The sequence below is a fragment of the Pseudomonas lini genome, assembly GCF_964063345.1.
Taxonomy (GTDB): Bacteria; Pseudomonadota; Gammaproteobacteria; order Pseudomonadales; family Pseudomonadaceae; genus Aquipseudomonas; species Aquipseudomonas lini_B.
In genome coordinates this window covers 5,027,356-5,045,116 of the sequence record NZ_OZ061318.1, presented here as the reverse complement: position 1 = coordinate 5,045,116, position 17,761 = coordinate 5,027,356, and the positions used below count along the sequence as shown (strand labels likewise).

The window sequence follows — 17,761 nt, the reverse complement described above, 5'->3', positions numbered from 1 at the left end:
TTCTTACAGCCACGCCCCCGCTGATCCGCCACGGTATTACGCAGAATTGACAGCCATCAGCAGATCGACCAGTTCGTATTCAAGGTAGTCCGCGAGCGCCAGCCAGTCCTGTCGCTCCTGGCTATCCAGCATGCCTGCCAGCAATGCCATCCACCGAGCCGCGATCTGGCTGCCTGCCCCGCCGACCCGCGACTGCACCCACTCCGCTACCTCGACCATGACCAGCGCAGCCTCGACATCCCTTCCCAAGCGAAACAACGCTGAACATTGCCGGGCCTGATCAACGAGTGGCACTTCGGTCATCGACTGAACTCCGGATGAAATGTCGTACCGGCAATCATCGCCCCGGCCCGACTGCTGTTATAGAAGACGACTTGTGACTGCGCAGCGATATAGCGCTCCAGCTCACACAGGTAGCTGCGGAAATTGAGCTGTGTCTTGACCCGCTGCCCATTCCCGTCCAGCACCCAATGGCGAGCCGCGCCCAATTGGGGGCCGAGGTCGCCATCACCCCAGCCAGCATGGGTCTTGTTGTTGGGGAACGCGAAGTCAGCCCCGAACAGCGTGATCTGACTGGCGCCCATTTTCACCGCCAGGTCCACCGCCGGATGAATCACGCTACCGCCTGCAAACAGCCCGGCCCGTGGGAGCTGTTCGCGCAGATCCCGAAAAACCGGGCTTGCCGAGTAGGCGACATAACGTTTGCCCTGCCAGGCCTGCAATACGACAGGGTCCACCAGCGGCATGTAAACCAGCGTGGTATTGGCGCTGTCCTCGGGTGGCAAGTGGCGCTGCGAGATACGCTGATCAATCGTGACGACCACATCCGGCCTGATGCCGTGCTCGATCAACGGCCGGTAAGCGGTATCGACACAAACGAACAGTGGTCGCGGGGTCTGGCCGCGAATTGATCGCAAGGTCATGAAGTGTTGTTCCAGGCTCGGCCCGGTGGCGATGACAAACATCGGCTGGCCAGCCTGTGTTGCGAACAATTGTGCGGCGTCGCTATCAATGCGGATCTGCTCGACACTTTCCAGCAGGCGCGCCGCTATTTCCGGATTGTCCGGATCGAACTCACGGTTGTTGAACGTCAGGTGGGTTTCGCTGATCAGGCGATCGCGGATCTTGGCATTGAAGTCATCGGCCAGCACCAGCTCGGACGGCAAGGCAAAGAACGGCAAACAAATTTCAGCTAAGTCACCGGCGTAGTGCAGCTGGACACGCGAATCGCTGAGCCACGGCTGTTGATCGAGCAATTGCAAAACCAGCGCAAACACGGCGCCGTTGAGGATATGTACATGCAGCTGAATCAGCTCCGAACGTTGCAGCAGTTCCAGCTGCAGATCACCCAGCCCTGTGCCGTAAACGTGCAGCACCGGACTGTCGACCGGCAGGCTTTCGGCTTGAAGTTGCGCTTCTCGGGTGCGGTCATGGCGACTGGTCAGCTGAATGCCGTTGATGCTCAGGGTCGAACCAAGCCCTTCCACCAGATCGGCCTGCAACGGTCCCGGATCTTCAACCAGAAGACGCTCAGCCACGGCCGGCCAGCGACGCTGGATGAGTTCGGCATTGGGTTGAAAAAACTCGCTCATGGCGCCTCGCTGTGATTCGGGCAAAAAAATAGCGCTCAAGGTTACACCTTGAGCGCTTTTTTTGTGTCTGGCTTTTAGATGTTCAAGGGCGATAGATGATCGCCGAACCCCAAGACAAACCAACACCGAAACCGCTGAGCGCCACACGCTTCCACTTGGAATCGAGCACATGTTTTTCCAGCAGCAACGGAATGCTCGACGACACGGTATTACCGGTTTCGACCATGTCCTTGATGAACTTCTCGGGCTCGCCCTCGAAGCGTCGTGCCACGGCATCGACAATTGCCGCACTGCCCTGGTGAATGCAGAAGGCATCGATATCGTCAGCCGTCAGCCCCGAGTCAGCGAGCAACTCATGCAAATGCGCCGGCACTTTGAGCAATGCAAAGTTGAAGACCTGACGGCCGTTCATGAAGAACACTCCGTCGGAAACCTTCAGGTGTGGCGCGCCAGAACCGTCGGTGCCGAACTTGGCCTTGCCCAACTGCCATGGCGCGTCTTCGCCCATCCAGGTGGCGGTGGCGGCATCGCCAAAGAGCATGGTGGTATTGCGGTCTTCCGGGTCGACGATCTTGGAGTACGGATCGGCGGTCACCAGCAAGCCATTCTTCAGGCCCGCGGCTTCCATGAAACCCTTGATGGCGTAGATGCCGTAGACGTAACCGGAGCAGCCCAGGGAAATGTCGAACGCTGCCACGGTCGTCGGCAGGCCCAGTTTGTCCTGAACGATGGCGGCGGTGTGCGGCAGGCCTTCTTCGTCGCCGTTCTGGGTAACGACGATCAGCACGTCGATGGCTTCACGCTTCAATTCGGGATTGTTGGCGAACAGCGCGTTGACTGCTTCGACACACAGGTCCGAGGTTTCTTGCCCGGCGTCTTTGCGCGGCAGGAAGGCGGAACCGATCTTGCCCAGGATGAACTCTTCATCCTTTTCGAATTTTGCACCTTGTGCGTAATTGTCCACGCCGGCTACAGGAACGTAGCTCGCAATGCTCTTTATGCCAATCATTACGGCTTCCCAATAATAAACAGCCCAATACCACCGCTCGCAAGGAATCGAGGGGCGCCGACAAACAACGAATAACGTCGCCCTCAAGGGGTGACAGCGGGAAGAATAAAAGGCCAACACTGGGCTAAAAACAGTCCAGGCGCCATCTGCCCCTTTTTATACAATACAGTGAAGATGCGCGTTATGACTCGCAGGTCACGCTATTTTGCCGAATCAGCCACACAAGGAGTTATTCGACCAGCGACCAGTCCAGCGGGGTTCCGCGCTTGATGGCCTGGCGGGCACGGCGGCCCAGAAGGGTTTCAGCGTGTTTGGGGGCGAGCCCCAGGCCTGGCCGGATGGCCCGCAGATTGGCGGCGGTGAAAGGCTCTCCAGCGACCATGTCCCGGGTGACATACAGCGACCGGCGGTACACCAGGGACTTGCGCTCGGCTTCAGTCACGCCGTAATGCACCTGGCCCATGGCTTGCCAGGCACGTTCGGTTTCGATCACCAGGCTGGCGAGTTCGGCCGGTTCCAGGGAGAAACTGGCGTCCACGCCACCGGCGGCACGGTCGAGGGTGAAATGTTTTTCCACCACCGTCGCCCCCAACGCCACTGCGGCGACGGACACTCCGACGCCCATCGAATGGTCGGACAAACCGACTTCACAGCCAAACAACTCCCGCAGATGAGGAATCGTGCGCACATTGCTGTTGGCCGGCGTTGCCGGGTAGGTGCTGGTGCATTTGAGCAACACCAGATCCTTGCAACCGGCCTCACGGGCGGCGCGCACGGTTTCATCGAGCTCGGCGATGCTGGCCATACCGGTGGAGATGATCAGCGGCTTGCCGGTGGCAGCGACCCGCCGGATCAACGGCAGATCGGTGTTCTCGAAACTGGCGATCTTGTAGGCCGGCACATCCAGGCTTTCGAGGAAGTCCACCGCGGTGTCATCGAACGGTGTGGAGAACGCCAGCATGCCCAGCTCTTTGGCCCGAGCAAAGATCGGCGCGTGCCATTCCCACGGCGTATGGGCCTTCTCGTACAACGCGTACAACGAAGAACCGGCCCACAGGCTGTTGGGGTCCTTGATGAAGAACTCGCCTTCGGACAGGTCCAGGGTCATGGTCTCGGCGGTGTAGGTTTGCAGCTTCAAGGCATGCGCGCCGGCCTTGGCCGCGGCTTCGACGATTTGCAGTGCTACGTCCAGCGACTGGTTATGGTTGCCGCTCATCTCGGCAATGATGAACGGCGGCGCATCGGCACCGATCGAGCGGTTGCCGATCTTGAAACTGGTCATGGGTGATCCTTTAAAACGCGTGTGAACGCGCAAGCACTCTGAGTGAAACCTGCCTCGCGGAAAACTTTCAGCGACGCTTGGTTGGCCGGCAGCACCTGAGCGGTGATGGCTTGCAGTGACGGCCAGTAAGCGGTGACAAAGGCTTCGCCCCGCGCCAGCAACGCCCTGCCCCAACCCAGGCCGATTCGGCTTTCGAACAAATAAATCGAGACTTCGGCACGAGCATCGTCGAGGTCATAACGCAGCACACCGACCGGGCCGTCATCCGCCTCGGCGATCAACAGCAACCGCCGCGGGTTGCTCAGGCTCACGGCCAGCCAGGCCTGATGGCGTTGCCAGTCGATGACGTGGGTGTCCAGCGACCAGCGCCGTACCGCCTCGGCATTGCGCCCGTCGAACAACAGTTGCGCATCGTCCTGAGTGGCCTGGCGAACCTGCAACACCGCCCCCGCCAGCGCTGCCGCCACCCGCTGCGCCCCACGGCCATCGACCAACTGCCGCGAACGTTCGGCCAGGCTCTGACGAATCCCCTGATTGCCCACGACAAAACCGATGGTCTGATGCAACTGCTCGACGCTGACCCGCTCGCGATTGCCCAGGAACACATGAGCCCCCGAGGTCGCCATCACCTCGCCGTTGGCCTGCTGATTATTCGAGACCGCAATGCAGATCGTCGGCAGCCCCATGGCCGCCCGCTCCCAGCTGGTACCGCCACCGGCACCGATGAACAGATCAGCCTCAGTCATCAGCCGGTAGAAGTCGCTGACAAAACTGTGCAAGCGCCAGTTCGGACGATACGCCGCCAGAGCCTGCATCTGCTCCCAGGCTGGATTGTCGGCACCCGCCACGAAATCGACTTCCAGCTCATGGAGGTCCGCCAGTGCCAACATCGCGTGGTGGGTCTGCATGGCCGCATCGAAACCGCCGAAGTTCACCAGCACTCGCCTGGCTCGAGGTTTGATTTCGATTGCCGAGCAGCAGAATTCATCGCGCAACAGGGCAAATCGTGGGCCGAGCAGGGTCTGGCAATCGGGCGTCAGCAGTGAGGCATAAGCCTCTGGCGTGCCAGACAGATTTTGATTGAGTAGCAGATCGACGCTGTATTGCCGAGTGGCCAAATCGTCCACCGCCGCGATTCGTGGAGCCCAACGGCGGGCTGCGGTCTGCCAATGGTGATCGAGCCCATAGTGGTCGACGATGATCCAGTCGAAGGCTGGATGACTTTCCAATGCTTGCCCCAGCGCAGCGATGTCCGCTTGCCACGGCAGCATCGACTCGATGGCCTGCTGCGGGTCTTCATCGGGATAGCGCTCCGGCAGCGCGAAAGTCTCGAAATCCTCGGCCTGCAGACTGTCTAGCCGATGACCCGGCAACACACGACACGCGAAAGCAACGTGCGTGCCCTGCTTGCGTAATACCCTGGCCAGGGTCAGGCAGCGGGCGATATGGCCACTGCCAATGGTCGGCGATGCATCAGCGCGGATCAGTACCCTCATTGCAATTCACCCCCAGCCTTCAAGGCGGCATAGAGGTATTCGGCACGTGTCCAGTCCTCAAGCGTGTCGATATCCTGCACCAGATGCCGCGGCAGAATTACCGGCAGACTTGCCGGCGAGAACAGCACATCGCCGCGCAACCAGGCCTCGCTGCGCCCCCAGTAGAACTGGCCGGCATCTTGAAAGGCCTCGGGCAAATCCTGCGAACGGGTCTCGCGAAATTCCGGGTAGAGCGAGGTCAAGGCGCCCTGCTCGTCGAGGGTCAAGGCCCGTTGTACCGGGAAGCCAAAACCGGCGACTGAAAACGCGAAAGACTTGTCCGGATGCTGCACCAGCAACTCATGCCCCTGACGCAGATAACGCGCCTGCAACAACGGCGCCGTCGCGTAGACGCAGCATGCATAGTCGAACGCTGGCAATTGCTTCAAGGCATGCACGATCACCGCTGCGGTCCCGGTGAAATCGTCGGCAAGCGTCGCGGGCCGCATGAACGGCACTTGAGCCCCATGGGCCCGTGCGACCTCGGCGATCTCTTCATCGTCGGTGCTGACGACTACTTGGTCGAACAGGTTCGACTCCAGCGCCGTGCGAATCGAACGGACGATCATCGGCACGCCGTCGAACGGCTTGAGGTTCTTGCGCGGGATTCGCTTGCTGCCACCACGGGCCGGAATGATCGCAACGCAGCTCAAGAGTCACTACTCCTCAAGGATCAGTCGTCGCAATTGCTCGACTACATAATCCTGTTGTTCATCGCTCAGCAGAGGAAACAGCGGCAGGCTGATGGCCTCGGCGTAATAACGTTCGGCCTCTGGGAAATCCCCCTCGGCAAAACCCAGGTCGCGATAATACGGCTGCAAGTGCAGCGGAATATAGTGCAGGTTCACACCCACCCCGGCCGCTCGCAAGCCTTCGAACACCTGTCGATGGCTGAGGTTGATCCGCTCCGGCTGCAAGCGCACCACGTACAAATGCCATGCCGACTCGGCCTCCGGCTGCGTGCAGGGCAAGGTCAGCGGCAAGGACGCCAGCAACCGCTCATAACGCGCCGCCAGTTCACGCCGACGCTCGATGAAACCATCGAGCTTGTTCAGCTGCGACAGACCGAGGGCCGCTTGCAGGTCGGTGATCCGGTAATTAAAGCCCAGCTCTACTTGCTGGTAGTACCAGGGGCCATGGCTGGGTTCGGTCATCTGCGCAGGGTCACGGGTCATGCCGTGGCTGCGCAGGCGCTGCAAACGCTCGGCCAGTTCCGGGCGATTGGTCAGCACCATGCCGCCTTCGGCGCTGGTGATGATCTTCACCGGGTGGAAACTGAACACCGTCATCGCCGCGAATTCGCCGCAACCCACCGCACGCCCGGCATAAGACGCACCGACCGCGTGGGAGGCATCCTCGATCACCGTAAAACCATAGCGCTCGGCCAGTTCGGCGAGCATGCGCATGTCGCAGCTCTGTCCGGAGAACGCCACCGCCACCAGCACTTTCGGCAGTTTGCCGTCGCGCTCGGCGATCTCAAGCTTCGACGCCAAAGTGTAGGCGTCGAGGTTCCAGGTCAGCGGATCAATGTCGACAAAATCGACCTCGGCGCCGCAGTAGCGACCGCAGTTGGCCGAGGCCAGAAAGGTGTTCGGCGTGGTCCACAAGCGATCGCCTGGCCCGAGTCCGGCGGCGAGGCAGGCAATGTGCAACGCCGCCGTGGCATTGCACACCGCCACCGCGAAATCGGCCTGGCAACGCTCGGCCATGGCCTGTTCGAAACGCTCGATGGTCGGCCCTTGCGTCAGCCAGTCGGACTGCAACACGGCAACCACCGCATCGATGTCCGCCTGATCGAGACTTTGCCGACCATACGGAATCATGCTGGCAGCTCCGCGTGCAGGTCAGCGATCTGGCCGACCGACAGGAAGTGCGGGTTGGTGTCGGAACGGTACTCGAAATCTTCGCTCACCGGCCGGCCCTGCTCGCCCAGTTTGTCGACGGCAAAATCCACGTCGACGCTGGTGAAACGAATCGACGGCTGAATGGTGTAGTGATCATCGAACTCCAGGGTCATGCGCGCGTCGTCCAGCGGCACCATCAGTTCATGGAGTTTTTCCCCCGGACGAATGCCGACGTGTTTGTGCGGCAAATGCTCAGCCATGCCCAGCGCCAGATCGACGATGCGAATCGACGGGATCTTCGGCACAAACACTTCACCGCCGTGCATGCGGGCGAAGCTGTCGAGCACAAACTTCACACCGTGATCGAGGGTGATCCAGAACCGCGTCATGCGCTCGTCGGTGATCGGCAGTTCTTTGGCGCCCTCGGCAATCAGTTTGCTGAAGAACGGCACTACCGATCCACGTGAGCCTGCAACGTTGCCATAGCGCACCACGGAAAAGCGGGTCTGCTGTTCGCCAGCAATGTTGTTGGCGGCCACGAACAGTTTGTCCGATAGCAACTTGGTCGCGCCGTACAGATTGATCGGGCTGGCGGCCTTGTCGGTGGACAGCGCGACGACTTTTTTCACGCCGTTGTCGATGGCCGCGGCAATGATGTTTTCGGCGCCGTTGACGTTGGTACGGATGCATTCGGTAGGGTTGTATTCCGCCGCCGGCACTTGTTTCAGGGCCGCGGCATGCACCACGTAATCGATGCCGCGCATGGCCTGACGCAAACGCTCGGCGTCGCGCACATCGCCGATGAAGTACCGCATGCACGGTGCGTTGAATGTCTGTTGCATCTCGTATTGCTTGAGCTCATCGCGGGAAAACACCACCACGCGCTTGGGCTGGTATTGCTCCAGCAGCCGGCGGATGAAATTGCGCCCGAACGAGCCGGTGCCTCCGGAGATGAAAATCGATTTACCGTTGAACATGCCTTGAGTCCTTTTACCTGTCAGCCAGGCTTATGCGAGCAATTGCGCCCAGTTCACGCTGGTCGGTTCGCCGAGAGTAAAGCCCTTGCCGGTCAAGGCCAGGTTCTGGTTGCAGGCTGAATCCTGTTCGAAGCGGGCGTGCCACTTGTCACGCAGGGCAGCTGCCGCCTGCGGGTGATCCGGCAAAGTGCCGGGATGGACGATTTGCACTTGCGGCGTCCATACGGTCAGTAACCCGGCATCGGCGACTTTCAGGCACAAGTCGACATCGGCATAGGCTTGCTCGAAATGCTCTTCATCCAGCCCGCCCAGTGCATCGAACACCTCTTTGCGCACCATCAGGCAAGCGTCGGAAACCGCCGAATAATTCTGCTCGACCAACAGTCGATGCATATGACCCGGTGCGTCTTTTTTCTCGCCGACGAACGCAGATACCACGCCGTCTCCCAGCCCCAGAATCAAACCCGCGCCGGTCACGCTGCCTTCGCGATCAACCAGTTTGGCACCCACCACACCCACTTCCGGACGCTGAGCCTGGTTGAGCAAGGTTTCGATCCAATTGGCATTAACCACCTCGGCGTCAGCCGCGAGCAGTATCAGGTACTCACCTTGCGCCTGCGCGGCGGCCTGGTTGAGCAGTGCCGACGGGCTCACGCGCTGCTGGTTCTTGATCAGGCGAATCCGCCCGCGGCCGTTTTGCTCCAGACTGTCGAGCCACGTCAGCAGTTCGGCTGACTGGCTGTGGTTGTCGGTGATGATAATTTCGTTGTTCTGATAGCGCGTGCGCTGCAATACGCTCACCAGGCAGCGCTGCAATTGCTCCTGACAGTCTTCGCTGCGCACGATAATCGACACCTTCGGACGCTGCGCGTGGCGGTAGTCGACCCGCAAGCCACCGAACGCTTCGGCACTGACCTGCGCCTGATAACCACGGGTTGCCAGGTGGCGTACCAGCGTTTGTCGTTGGTGCTCGTTCGGCGCCAACTCCACCGCTGGGGTGATAAGCAATGGCTCGGCCAAATGCGCCAGTCCCGCCAGCCCGCCAGCTTCGATCAGACGCAGCAGCAGGTCGAATTCCAGTGCATCGCTGAACTCGCGGGCATAACCACCGACATCCACCAGCACCTCGCGGCGGATCAGCCAATGCCGGGCGGTCAACGTCGGCAGACTTTGCAGCAAGTCGAGGTTGAAGGCCGGACGGAAAACCTCGGTCAATGTGCCGTTACTACGGCGATGAATCTCATCCATCGCCACCGCACGGCAACCTTCGGCGTTCTGCAATTCAAGGCTTGCGCGCAGCAAGCCCGCAGCCGTGAATTCGTCACCGGCCTCGGCCAACAGCAACCAGTCCGAGGTCGAGCGCTGGGCAATCTGGTTCAGTCTATCGACGTAGTTGCTTGCGCTGACCTTTACAAAATGCACGGTATTTTGTTCGGTGGTGACGTCGGGTAAATCACCGGTGGTGAAGACCACCACCTTAAAGGCGCGGAAAGCGCTTTCCATCAGACTGTCGAAGGTGACCTGCAACTTGTCCATGTCGGCTTCAAGGTCCAGCAACAGAATACCGAACTGAGGTCCACCCTTGTTGGCCGCCAGGTGTTGATTGATTTTCCGTACCGCTGTCTCGTTCGGCTGGCGTGCCTGCAACCAGTTCAACAACCGGCCGGAGGGCATGCTGTCCAGCAACTGACGGCTGTCATAGGTCGGTAGGCTGCCCAGGCGGACAATCCAGTCGGTCAATATTTTCGCATCGGCGCTCTCGCCCATGTCCAGCAGCTGCTGCGCCAGTTTTTGCACGACCTGACGGTTGAATGCGCCCAACTGCACGGCATGCAGCAAACGGTTCTGGATGGTCTCGGACGTGTCATTGGAATAGATGCGCTGCAACGTGTGCTGCTGCAGTAACGCACCTTCCATTTCTTCCAGCTGCAAACGTCCGGCAGGCATCGCATGGAGCAGGAATTCGCACTCGGTCAGCTGATCGAAAAACGCCTGGTTGTAGAACGGCATCTCGACATACTGCTGAGGCCCGAATGCGCGTTTCGGGCCGACGGTGGGATCTTTCCAGTAGGACTCGAAGATCGGCTCGATCGTCAATGCATTGCGCGTGGCCAGGCTGCCCGCCAGCGCCTGAAAGCTTTGCAGGGCGAACTCTGCGGTTTGCGTCTGGTTCAGGCCACTGATGCCGGTCGGCAGCGTGGCGAGGAAATCGGCAAAGCGCTCGCGATCGGCGACAGAGCGGGCGTCCTTGAAACTCAAGGTCGTCATGATTTCGGTGTTGTGATCCGAACGACCGTAATTGACTTCACGTACCACATAAGGTGCCGGGAGAATTCGCGCCTTGGCCCGTGCGAGCATGTAATACGCATGGCCGATTTCCTGCCACTCGAAAATCGTGCCCTCCGGCATGGCCGCGTACCAGTCCTGCAACAGCGAAGTGCGGTGCACCGCATAGAACGGCGGAATGTACTGGCCCATGTAGTCGAGTACACGATCCTGCGCACGCTCGGCGTTGTAATCCTCTTTCACCTTTTTGTCGCGACGGTAGTACTGCACATAGTTGGAGTGCGTCAGGTACATCAGGCAGTAGCCGTGGCACATACCGTAATCGGGGTTGGCCTCGAGGAAGTTCACCGACTCGGTCAATGCATCGTGCAGCAGGAAATCATCGTCGGAAGCCAACACCATGTACGGCGTGGTGACCTGGCTGACGCCATACGCGAGCTTTTGCTGAAACCCCGTATAGGTGAACTGCGGCAAATGGCGATAGTCGACCGACGGAAAGTCAGATGCGATGCGCTCATCACTCTGCACGGACGAATCCAGCACCAGCACCTTGGCGGAGTAACGGCTGTAGTACTGCAAGGCGCGTCGCAGGAACGCCCTGCGGTTGTGGGTGATGACCACTACCGTGAACAGCTCGTTCAGCGGTGTCACGTTGATTTGAGTGCTGCTTTGAACCTGCATTATTCCTATCCCCACAACCGGCCGATCGCCAAGTACCTGAAGCTGCTTTTGATTAACGAACGCGACGCAGATAGCCGTCCGGCGCCACGGTGATTAGCAGTTTGTTCTGCAACTGCTGGTCAATCTCGAAGTCCTTGTTTTCTTCCAGGTACTTCCACACGGCAGTTTTCGGGTTGTCGCCCGGCCCCCATGGACGATCCGGGAAGAAGTCGGCTGGCATGTCTTCAACGACGGTGTCCATCACCACGCAGTAGCTGTCCACCGACACCAGCGGTGCGTACAGACGCAGCTCTTCGAGCACGTGATCGTGAGTGTGGTTGGAATCCAGCACCAGAATGACTTTCTTGCCTTCGGCGGCGGCGCACACTTGTGCGGCGATGGCCGGGTCGATGCTCGAACCTTCGATCATCTTGATGCGTTTGCTCATCGGGTGGCTTTCGATGGCTTCGCGGTTGTGCGGACGAATGTCGAGATCAATGCCCAGAACTTCACCGTGACCTTGCAGCTCCAGCAACGATGCGTAGTAGATGATCGAACCGCCGTGTGCGATGCCGCACTCGATGACCAGATCCGGTTTGACCTGCCAGATGATTTCCTGCATCGCCATCATGTCTTGCGGCAACTGGATGATCGGACGGCCCATCCACGAGAAGTGGTAGCTGTATTTGTGCTTGGCCGATTCGTTGAAGAACTCTTGGGCCAGGCCGGTGAGTTTCTGGTCATCACCTTGCTGGGCGATCTGTTCCCGGCATTCGGCTTCGAAGGCTTTGTTGATGCTGTTGTCGGTCATTTCAAAATTCTCAATGGTCACAGGAACGAAGCGCTATCGACGGCGTGATAGACGTAGCGTCCACCGGTCATCCGCTTGATTTCTTCGAGGTAATTGGAGTTCATCACAAACAGGTTGGCGCCTTCGGGCAAGGCATCCATGGCCTCTTGCGGGGAGGACACCCGCGCGCCGCTCAGGGGCAGATAGCGGCCCTGTTTGGCCGGGTTGATATCCACCACGCGATCCACCGCCACGCCCGCTCGTTGCAGGAACAGCGAATAAATCACGCCTTTGGACGACGCGCCCCAGATCGCCGAACCCTGCTCGGGCGCGGCCTGGATGATCTGCACGGCGCGGTCGAGGCTGGCGGTGAAACCCTCGGGCAGCGTCAGGCGCGACACCGGTTGCTCCGGGGTCAGGCGCAACGTCGACAGGTCGGCGACGATGTACAGGTATTGGCCACCGAACAGGTGACCGGCCTCGTGCACGGTGCCGAACATCCGGCGCAGGTCATCGAGGCGGAAATAGTTGACGTGTTCGTAGAACAGGTCGAACCAGGCACGGTGCTCAAGGATCCAGTCCAGGCATGGCACTTCGATGTAGATCTGCCCGCCCTGATTGGCCTCGGCGATCTCGGCGAGAAAACTCACTGGGTTCTGGATATGTTCCAGTACATGCCGCAGCACGATGGCATCCGCCGACAGACCCAGGCCCCGAGTAAACGGAGCCTTGATCACATCGCGATTGTCGCCTTCGTAAGCCGGGTCGATACCGGTGATGGCGTAGCCCAAGCCTTTGAGTAGCTCAAGAAAGTAGCCTTTGCCGCAGCCGACTTCGATCAGCTCCTGGCCCTTGAAGTGACGGGCAATGATCCCTTCGACATCGCTCAGGTGCTTCTGGAACTGGCCGGAGTGCGCCTGCTCATTCTGATAGTCGGCGTCGTAGCTGAGCTTGTCGGCATCGAAGGCTTGATTGAAGATCAGCCCGCTCGTTTCGTCTTGCACCAACACCATGTCGGCGCAGGCCGAAGCTTTCGCCGATTGCGCATCGGCAAAGGTACGGTTCTGCAACACCGGCAGGTCGGCGACCCGATACAACTCATGCCTCATGCTCTGCTCCCAGTAGCTGTTGCAAGCGGTCCGCCACACCCCAGAACGCCATCGGCTCATGGGTCGGGTATGGGTAATGGCCCAAGTTCAAACAAATCGACGCGTCACGTTCACGCAGCCGTTGTTCGACCAGCGCTCTGACCGATATCGGCCGGCCACTGGAACAGTTGATCACGCCGTCAAATTCGCGCTGTTGCAGGATCGCGGCGAGGTAACTGGCGGCCGTGTCGATCGCCAGGTAATCGCGCAACTGCTCGCCGGCCGACATGTTGAAACTGTCGTCCCCGGCCTCGATTGCCCGGTCCAGTGCCGCCAGTAAACTGTTGGGGTTTTGCCCGGCACCGTGCAGGTAAAACAGCCGCGCCCATTGCAGGGTGAAGGGCTGTTGGCGCTGCAGGTTTTCAAGGAACAGACGCAAGGTGTTCTTGGCCAGCCCATAAGGGTTACTCGGCCGCGCCTCGGTCTGCTCGTTGAGTGGCCCGCTTTGCAGGCCATATTCGAAACAGGTGCCCGTCACCAACACCTGCGACACGCCCGCCTCGACCGCGCCCTTGATGAACCGGTAATCGGCCATCAGGTTGTGTTCGAAGTGAAACAGTGCCTGATAGTTTGGTAATCCTGGCCAGGCGAGATGCGCCAAGGCATCGACGCCATCGGTCAGCGCGGCGAGGTCCACATCGGCGGCATGAATATCCGCTGCCACGAACTCCACGGCATTGATCCACGGAAGTTGCGCAGCGGTCTCGGCGTTACGCGCCACCGCCCGGACCTCGCAGCCACGGGCGAGCAAAGCCGCAACCAGATGTCGGCCGACAAACCCGGTGGCACCGGTCACCAACACTTTCACAGTACGGTCAACTCAGGCACGGCGATCACGAAACGGCCGTCCCACTGGCGTACCTGCGCCAGTTGCTGACTGACTTCATGCAACAGATTCCACGGCAACACCAGGATGTAATCCGGTTTCTCCAGATCGATCTGCGCCGGCGAAACGATTGGAATGCGACTGCCCGGCAGGTACTTTCCCTGTTTGTGTGGATTGGCATCGGCAACCCAGGCCAGCAGGTCCGGTTTGACCCCGGCGTAGTTGAGCAACGTGTTGCCCTTGGCCGCAGCGCCATAACCGACCACACGCTTGCCATCGGCCTTGGCCTGCAGCAGGAAACGCAGCAGTTCGTGCTTGATGCGTTCAGCGGCGGGCGCGAGGGTCGCGTAGTACTCGGGCGTCTTCACCCCGGCCTCCAGCTCGGCCTGCAACTGTTGCTGCACGGTCGGTTGTACGGCGCGGCGTTCACCGTCCTTGCGCTGGACGAACACCCGCAGCGAACCGCCATGAGTCGACAGCTGACTGACATCGAAAACTTCCAGCCCATTGCGCTCGCACAATGCCTGCACGGCGGTCAGGGACAAGTAGGAATAGTGCTCGTGATACAGCGTGTCGAACTGCTGCCCCGCCATCAGCGTCAGCAGTTGTGGAAACTCGAACGTCGCCACACCGGTCGGCTTGAGCAAGGAGGCAAAACCACCGAGGAAATCATTGATGTCCGGGACGTGGGCCAACACGTTGTTGGCGGCCATCAGGTCGGCGGCCCAGCCTTCGCTGTTCAGCTGCGCGGCGGTGTCGCGACCGAAGAACAGTTCGCGAATCTCCAGGCCTTTTTCCCGCGCCGCTTGCGCGGTGCTGCGGGTCGGTTCGACGCCCAGGCAAGGGATGCCGCGCCCGGCAACGTACTGCAACAGGTAACCGTCGTTGGCGGCGATTTCCACCACACGGCTGTCGGCGGTCAGGCCGAAGCGCTCGACCATCTCTGCCACATAGCGCTCGGCATGGGCCAGCCAGGTGCTGGAGAACGAGCTGAAATAGGCATACTCGGCGTCGAACAGGCTGTCGGCGCGGGTGTAATCCTCGGTCTGCACCAACCAGCACTGCTGACACACTGCAACCTTCAATGGCACCCATTGCTCGGCTTGTTCCAGCTGATCGGCGCGCACGTAGGCGTTGGATGGCGGCGAAGTGCCGAGATCGATCAGCGGCAGGCTCAGCGGTGCAGCGCACCCACGGCAGTTCATAGACGCACTCCAGCGAAGTGTTGATCGAGCGCGGGATGGCTGGAATCCCTGGCCGACAGATTATTGACAGGCAGCGGCCAGGCGATGGCCAGCCGTGGATCGTTCACGCTCAAACCGCCCTCGTGCGCAGGCGTGTAATCGGCGCTGTGCAGGTAGAGCAATTCGGCGTCGTCGGTGAGGGTCTGGAAGCCGTGGGCGAACCCGGCCGGAATCAGCAAGCTGCGGCCATCCCCGGCCTTCAGGTGCTCGGCGTGCCAAGACAGGAAGGTCTCGGAGTCGGGCCGCAAATCCACTGCCACATCCCAGACCTCACCGCGCAGGCAGGTAATCAACTTGGCTTCCGGCGCATTGGCATTTTGATAATGCAGACCGCGCACACTCCCCCGCTCGCGGGTGCAGGAATGGTTGATCTGGCGGATATGAAACGGCTGGCCGAAAGCGCTCAGGCTGCCTTCGCAAAACAGCCGTGCGAAGTGCCCGCGATCATCTTCGAAGCGTTTGTGCTGCACGCTGAACAGACCGGCCAGCGGCAAGGCTTTCAACAGAAATTCGCTCACAGCGCGCCTCGGTACAGGTTCAACTGACCCAAGGTGACTTCACGCATGTCATCGCCGTTCTGCCAGGCCAAGTGCCAATCGAGGGTCTGGGTCAGGCACTGCTGCAACGACCAGCGTGGTTGCCAGGCCAACAGTTGCCGGGCGCGGCTGCTGTCCAGGCGCAACAAACCGGCTTCATGCAAATCACTCGGCTCGATGCGCAAGCCGCGCGCTTGCGGCCAGCGGCTGGCGAGCAACTCGACCACTTCGCCGACGCTGCACATGTCCGCTTCGCTCGGGCCAAAGTTCCACGCACCGGCAAACGCCGGGCCTTGCTCATAGAGGCCAGCGGCCAATTGCAGATAACCGGCCAGCGGTTCCAGCGCGTGCTGCCACGGGCGCACGGCTTGCGGGTAGCGCAGGGTCACGGGCTGGTCTGCGGACCAGGCCTTGAGCACGTCAGGAATCAAGCGTTCCGGAGCGAAGTCCCCGCCGCCCAGCACATTACCGGCGCGCGCGGTGGCCAACGCCAGACCGTGTTCGGCGTACTTGTCAGCCGGAAAAAACGACGCGGCGTAGGACTGGGCGAGCAATTCGCAACAGGCCTTACTGCTGCTGTAAGGGTCGTGACCGCCGAGGGCTTCGTCCTCGCGGTATGGCCACAGCCATTCCTTGTTCGCATAAACCTTGTCGGTGGTCACCAATACGCAGGCGCGCACACCGCCGACCTGGCGGATCGCTTCGAGCAGGTTGAGAGTGCCCATGACATTGCTGGAATAGGTGCCGAGCGGATCGCGATAGCCTTCGCGCACCAGCGGTTGGGCCGCCAGGTGCAGGACGATTTCCGGCTGCACGTCGGCGATCAGTTCCAGCAAGGCGCCGAGGTCACGCAGGTCGCCGCGCTGATCGTTAATGCCCTCATGCACACGGGCCAGTTCGAACAGGCTCGGTTCGGTGGATGGATCGAGCGAAAACCCGCTGACCTCGGCACCGAGACTTTGCAACCACAACGTCAGCCAGCTGCCCTTGAAACCGGTGTGGCCGGTCAGCAGGACACGCTTGCCGCGCCAGAATTCCGGACTCAGGCCCATTGCTTCCATGGGGCCTCCCCGCTCTGCCACAACGCTTCGAGGTGGTTCTTGTCACGCAGGGTGTCCATCGGATGCCAGAAGCCTTCGTGCTCGAAGGCCTTCAACTGTTCTTCCTGGGCCAGACGGGCCAAGGGCTCGGCTTCCCAGGTGGTGTCATCACCGCCGATGTACGGCAGCACTTTCGGCGAAAGCACAAAGAAACCGCCATTGATCCAGCCACCGTCGCCACGAGGCTTCTCGGTGAAACCGAGCACCTGATCGCCGTGACGCTCCAGGGCACCGTAACGGCCCGGCGGTTGTACGGCAGTGACGGTCGCCAGACGACCGTGGGCGCTGTGGTAGTCGACCAGTTGACGGATATTGATATCGGAGACGCCGTCGCCGTAGGTAAAGCAGAAGGCGTCTTCATCCTTAAGGTAACGACCGGCGCGCAGCAAGCGGCCACCGGTCATGGTTTCCTCGCCGGTGTCGATGAGGGTGACGCTCCACGGCTCGCTGTAGTTCTGATGCACGTCCATGCGGTTGTTGCGCATGTCGAAGGTGACGTCGGAAGTGTGCAGGAAGTAATTGGCGAAGAAGTCCTTGATCGCATAGCCCTTGTAGCCAAGGCAAATCACGAAGTCATGAATCCCGTGGGCGGAGTACTGTTTCATGATGTGCCAAAGAATTGGCTTGCCGCCGATCTCGATCATCGGCTTGGGCTTGAGGTGCGACTCTTCGCTGATGCGCGTGCCCAGGCCACCCGCCAGAATTACTGCCTTCATCGTCTCCCCTCTTGTTCTTCACAGAGCTCGGCCAAGCTATTTCAGGCTTTTGCGGGCTGTCTGGCTAAAACGCTCTGCCGTGTCAGGCGCTGGCGTACCGGCCGCAAGCGCTCGTTTTATGGCGATTTGAGGGGGACTTGCAGGAAACGCGCCAGCTCGGTGGGCCCCGCGTCGTCGGCGTAATCAGGCATGAAAAAGGGGCTGAGCCCGGTCAAC

General features: G+C 60.4%; 16 protein-coding genes. All 16 read right to left on the bottom strand.

Annotated elements, in window-relative coordinates; genetic code table 11:
- Positions 1-36 precede the first annotated feature (36 nt).
- Positions 37-303, bottom strand: a complete 267-nt coding sequence (locus tag AB3226_RS22805; RefSeq protein ID WP_367374712.1) for a hypothetical protein — start codon at positions 301-303, stop codon at positions 37-39.
- Entirely contained in the window at positions 300-1,592 is a 1,293-nt protein-coding gene (locus tag AB3226_RS22800; RefSeq protein ID WP_367374711.1) for a motility associated factor glycosyltransferase family protein, read from the bottom strand. The genes AB3226_RS22805 and AB3226_RS22800 overlap by 4 nt, the downstream gene beginning before the upstream one ends.
- Positions 1,593-1,674: 82 nt before the next feature.
- The gene (locus AB3226_RS22795; protein WP_007894181.1) at positions 1,675-2,601 is read right to left on the bottom strand and encodes a ketoacyl-ACP synthase III; all 927 of its coding nucleotides are present in this window, start codon (positions 2,599-2,601) and stop codon (positions 1,675-1,677) included.
- Between the two features lie 229 nt (positions 2,602-2,830).
- On the bottom strand, positions 2,831-3,883 hold the full coding sequence (gene pseI, locus AB3226_RS22790; protein ID WP_367374710.1) for a pseudaminic acid synthase: 1,053 nt from the start codon (positions 3,881-3,883) through the stop codon (positions 2,831-2,833).
- Complete coding sequence (gene pseG, locus AB3226_RS22785; protein WP_367374709.1) at positions 3,880-5,379, bottom strand: UDP-2,4-diacetamido-2,4,6-trideoxy-beta-L-altropyranose hydrolase; 1,500 nt, start codon at positions 5,377-5,379, stop codon at positions 3,880-3,882. The genes pseI and pseG overlap by 4 nt, the downstream gene beginning before the upstream one ends.
- Positions 5,376-6,071, bottom strand: coding sequence for a pseudaminic acid cytidylyltransferase (gene pseF, locus AB3226_RS22780; RefSeq protein ID WP_367374708.1), 696 nt, complete (start codon positions 6,069-6,071; stop codon positions 5,376-5,378). The genes pseG and pseF overlap by 4 nt, the downstream gene beginning before the upstream one ends.
- Before the next feature lie 6 nt (positions 6,072-6,077).
- A complete protein-coding gene (gene pseC / locus AB3226_RS22775; RefSeq protein WP_367374707.1) occupies positions 6,078-7,241 on the bottom strand; it encodes a UDP-4-amino-4,6-dideoxy-N-acetyl-beta-L-altrosamine transaminase in 1,164 nt (387 codons plus the stop codon).
- Positions 7,238-8,239 (bottom strand): UDP-N-acetylglucosamine 4,6-dehydratase (inverting), encoded by a 1,002-nt coding sequence (gene pseB, locus AB3226_RS22770; RefSeq protein WP_367374706.1) that lies wholly within the window; start codon positions 8,237-8,239, stop codon positions 7,238-7,240. The genes pseC and pseB overlap by 4 nt, the downstream gene beginning before the upstream one ends.
- Positions 8,240-8,269: 30 nt before the next feature.
- Positions 8,270-11,206, bottom strand: coding sequence for a TIGR00180 family glycosyltransferase (locus AB3226_RS22765; RefSeq protein ID WP_367374705.1), 2,937 nt, complete (start codon positions 11,204-11,206; stop codon positions 8,270-8,272).
- Positions 11,207-11,258: 52 nt separating this feature from the next.
- Positions 11,259-11,996 (bottom strand): cephalosporin hydroxylase family protein, encoded by a 738-nt coding sequence (locus AB3226_RS22760; protein WP_367374704.1) that lies wholly within the window; start codon positions 11,994-11,996, stop codon positions 11,259-11,261.
- Between the two features lie 17 nt (positions 11,997-12,013).
- Positions 12,014-13,084: a class I SAM-dependent methyltransferase gene (locus tag AB3226_RS22755; RefSeq protein ID WP_367374703.1), complete on the bottom strand. Its 1,071-nt coding sequence runs from the start codon at positions 13,082-13,084 to the stop codon at positions 12,014-12,016.
- A complete protein-coding gene (locus AB3226_RS22750) occupies positions 13,074-13,931 on the bottom strand; it encodes an NAD-dependent epimerase/dehydratase family protein (RefSeq protein ID WP_367374702.1) in 858 nt (285 codons plus the stop codon). The genes AB3226_RS22755 and AB3226_RS22750 overlap by 11 nt, the downstream gene beginning before the upstream one ends.
- Positions 13,928-15,154 (bottom strand): methyltransferase domain-containing protein, encoded by a 1,227-nt coding sequence (locus AB3226_RS22745; RefSeq protein ID WP_367374701.1) that lies wholly within the window; start codon positions 15,152-15,154, stop codon positions 13,928-13,930. The genes AB3226_RS22750 and AB3226_RS22745 overlap by 4 nt, the downstream gene beginning before the upstream one ends.
- Positions 15,151-15,711, bottom strand: coding sequence for a dTDP-4-dehydrorhamnose 3,5-epimerase family protein (locus AB3226_RS22740; RefSeq protein ID WP_367374700.1), 561 nt, complete (start codon positions 15,709-15,711; stop codon positions 15,151-15,153). Before AB3226_RS22740 ends, AB3226_RS22745 begins: the two co-directional genes overlap by 4 nt.
- On the bottom strand, positions 15,708-16,790 hold the full coding sequence (gene rfbG, locus AB3226_RS22735) for a CDP-glucose 4,6-dehydratase (RefSeq protein ID WP_367374699.1): 1,083 nt from the start codon (positions 16,788-16,790) through the stop codon (positions 15,708-15,710). The genes AB3226_RS22740 and rfbG overlap by 4 nt, the downstream gene beginning before the upstream one ends.
- A complete protein-coding gene (rfbF, locus tag AB3226_RS22730) occupies positions 16,772-17,545 on the bottom strand; it encodes a glucose-1-phosphate cytidylyltransferase (RefSeq protein WP_367374698.1) in 774 nt (257 codons plus the stop codon). Before rfbF ends, rfbG begins: the two co-directional genes overlap by 19 nt.
- Positions 17,546-17,761: the final 216 nt, after the last annotated feature.

Bases quoted from the DNA above. Each gene is read 5' to 3' on its own strand.
- AB3226_RS22805 (WP_367374712.1), bottom strand. From the start codon at position 303: ATGACCGAAGTGCCACTCGTTGATCAGGCCCGGCAATGTTCAGCGTTG.
- AB3226_RS22800 (WP_367374711.1), bottom strand. From the start codon at position 1,592: ATGAGCGAGTTTTTTCAACCCAATGCCGAACTCATCCAGCGTCGCTGG.
- AB3226_RS22795 (WP_007894181.1), bottom strand. From the start codon at position 2,601: ATGATTGGCATAAAGAGCATTGCGAGCTACGTTCCTGTAGCCGGCGTG.
- pseI (WP_367374710.1), bottom strand. From the start codon at position 3,883: ATGACCAGTTTCAAGATCGGCAACCGCTCGATCGGTGCCGATGCGCCG.
- pseG (WP_367374709.1), bottom strand. From the start codon at position 5,379: ATGAGGGTACTGATCCGCGCTGATGCATCGCCGACCATTGGCAGTGGC.
- pseC (WP_367374707.1), bottom strand. From the start codon at position 7,241: ATGATTCCGTATGGTCGGCAAAGTCTCGATCAGGCGGACATCGATGCG.
- pseB (WP_367374706.1), bottom strand. From the start codon at position 8,239: ATGTTCAACGGTAAATCGATTTTCATCTCCGGAGGCACCGGCTCGTTC.
- AB3226_RS22765 (WP_367374705.1), bottom strand. From the start codon at position 11,206: ATGCAGGTTCAAAGCAGCACTCAAATCAACGTGACACCGCTGAACGAG.
- AB3226_RS22760 (WP_367374704.1), bottom strand. From the start codon at position 11,996: ATGACCGACAACAGCATCAACAAAGCCTTCGAAGCCGAATGCCGGGAA.
- AB3226_RS22755 (WP_367374703.1), bottom strand. From the start codon at position 13,084: ATGAGGCATGAGTTGTATCGGGTCGCCGACCTGCCGGTGTTGCAGAAC.
- AB3226_RS22745 (WP_367374701.1), bottom strand. From the start codon at position 15,154: ATGAACTGCCGTGGGTGCGCTGCACCGCTGAGCCTGCCGCTGATCGAT.
- rfbG (WP_367374699.1), bottom strand. From the start codon at position 16,790: ATGGAAGCAATGGGCCTGAGTCCGGAATTCTGGCGCGGCAAGCGTGTC.
- rfbF (WP_367374698.1), bottom strand. From the start codon at position 17,545: ATGAAGGCAGTAATTCTGGCGGGTGGCCTGGGCACGCGCATCAGCGAA.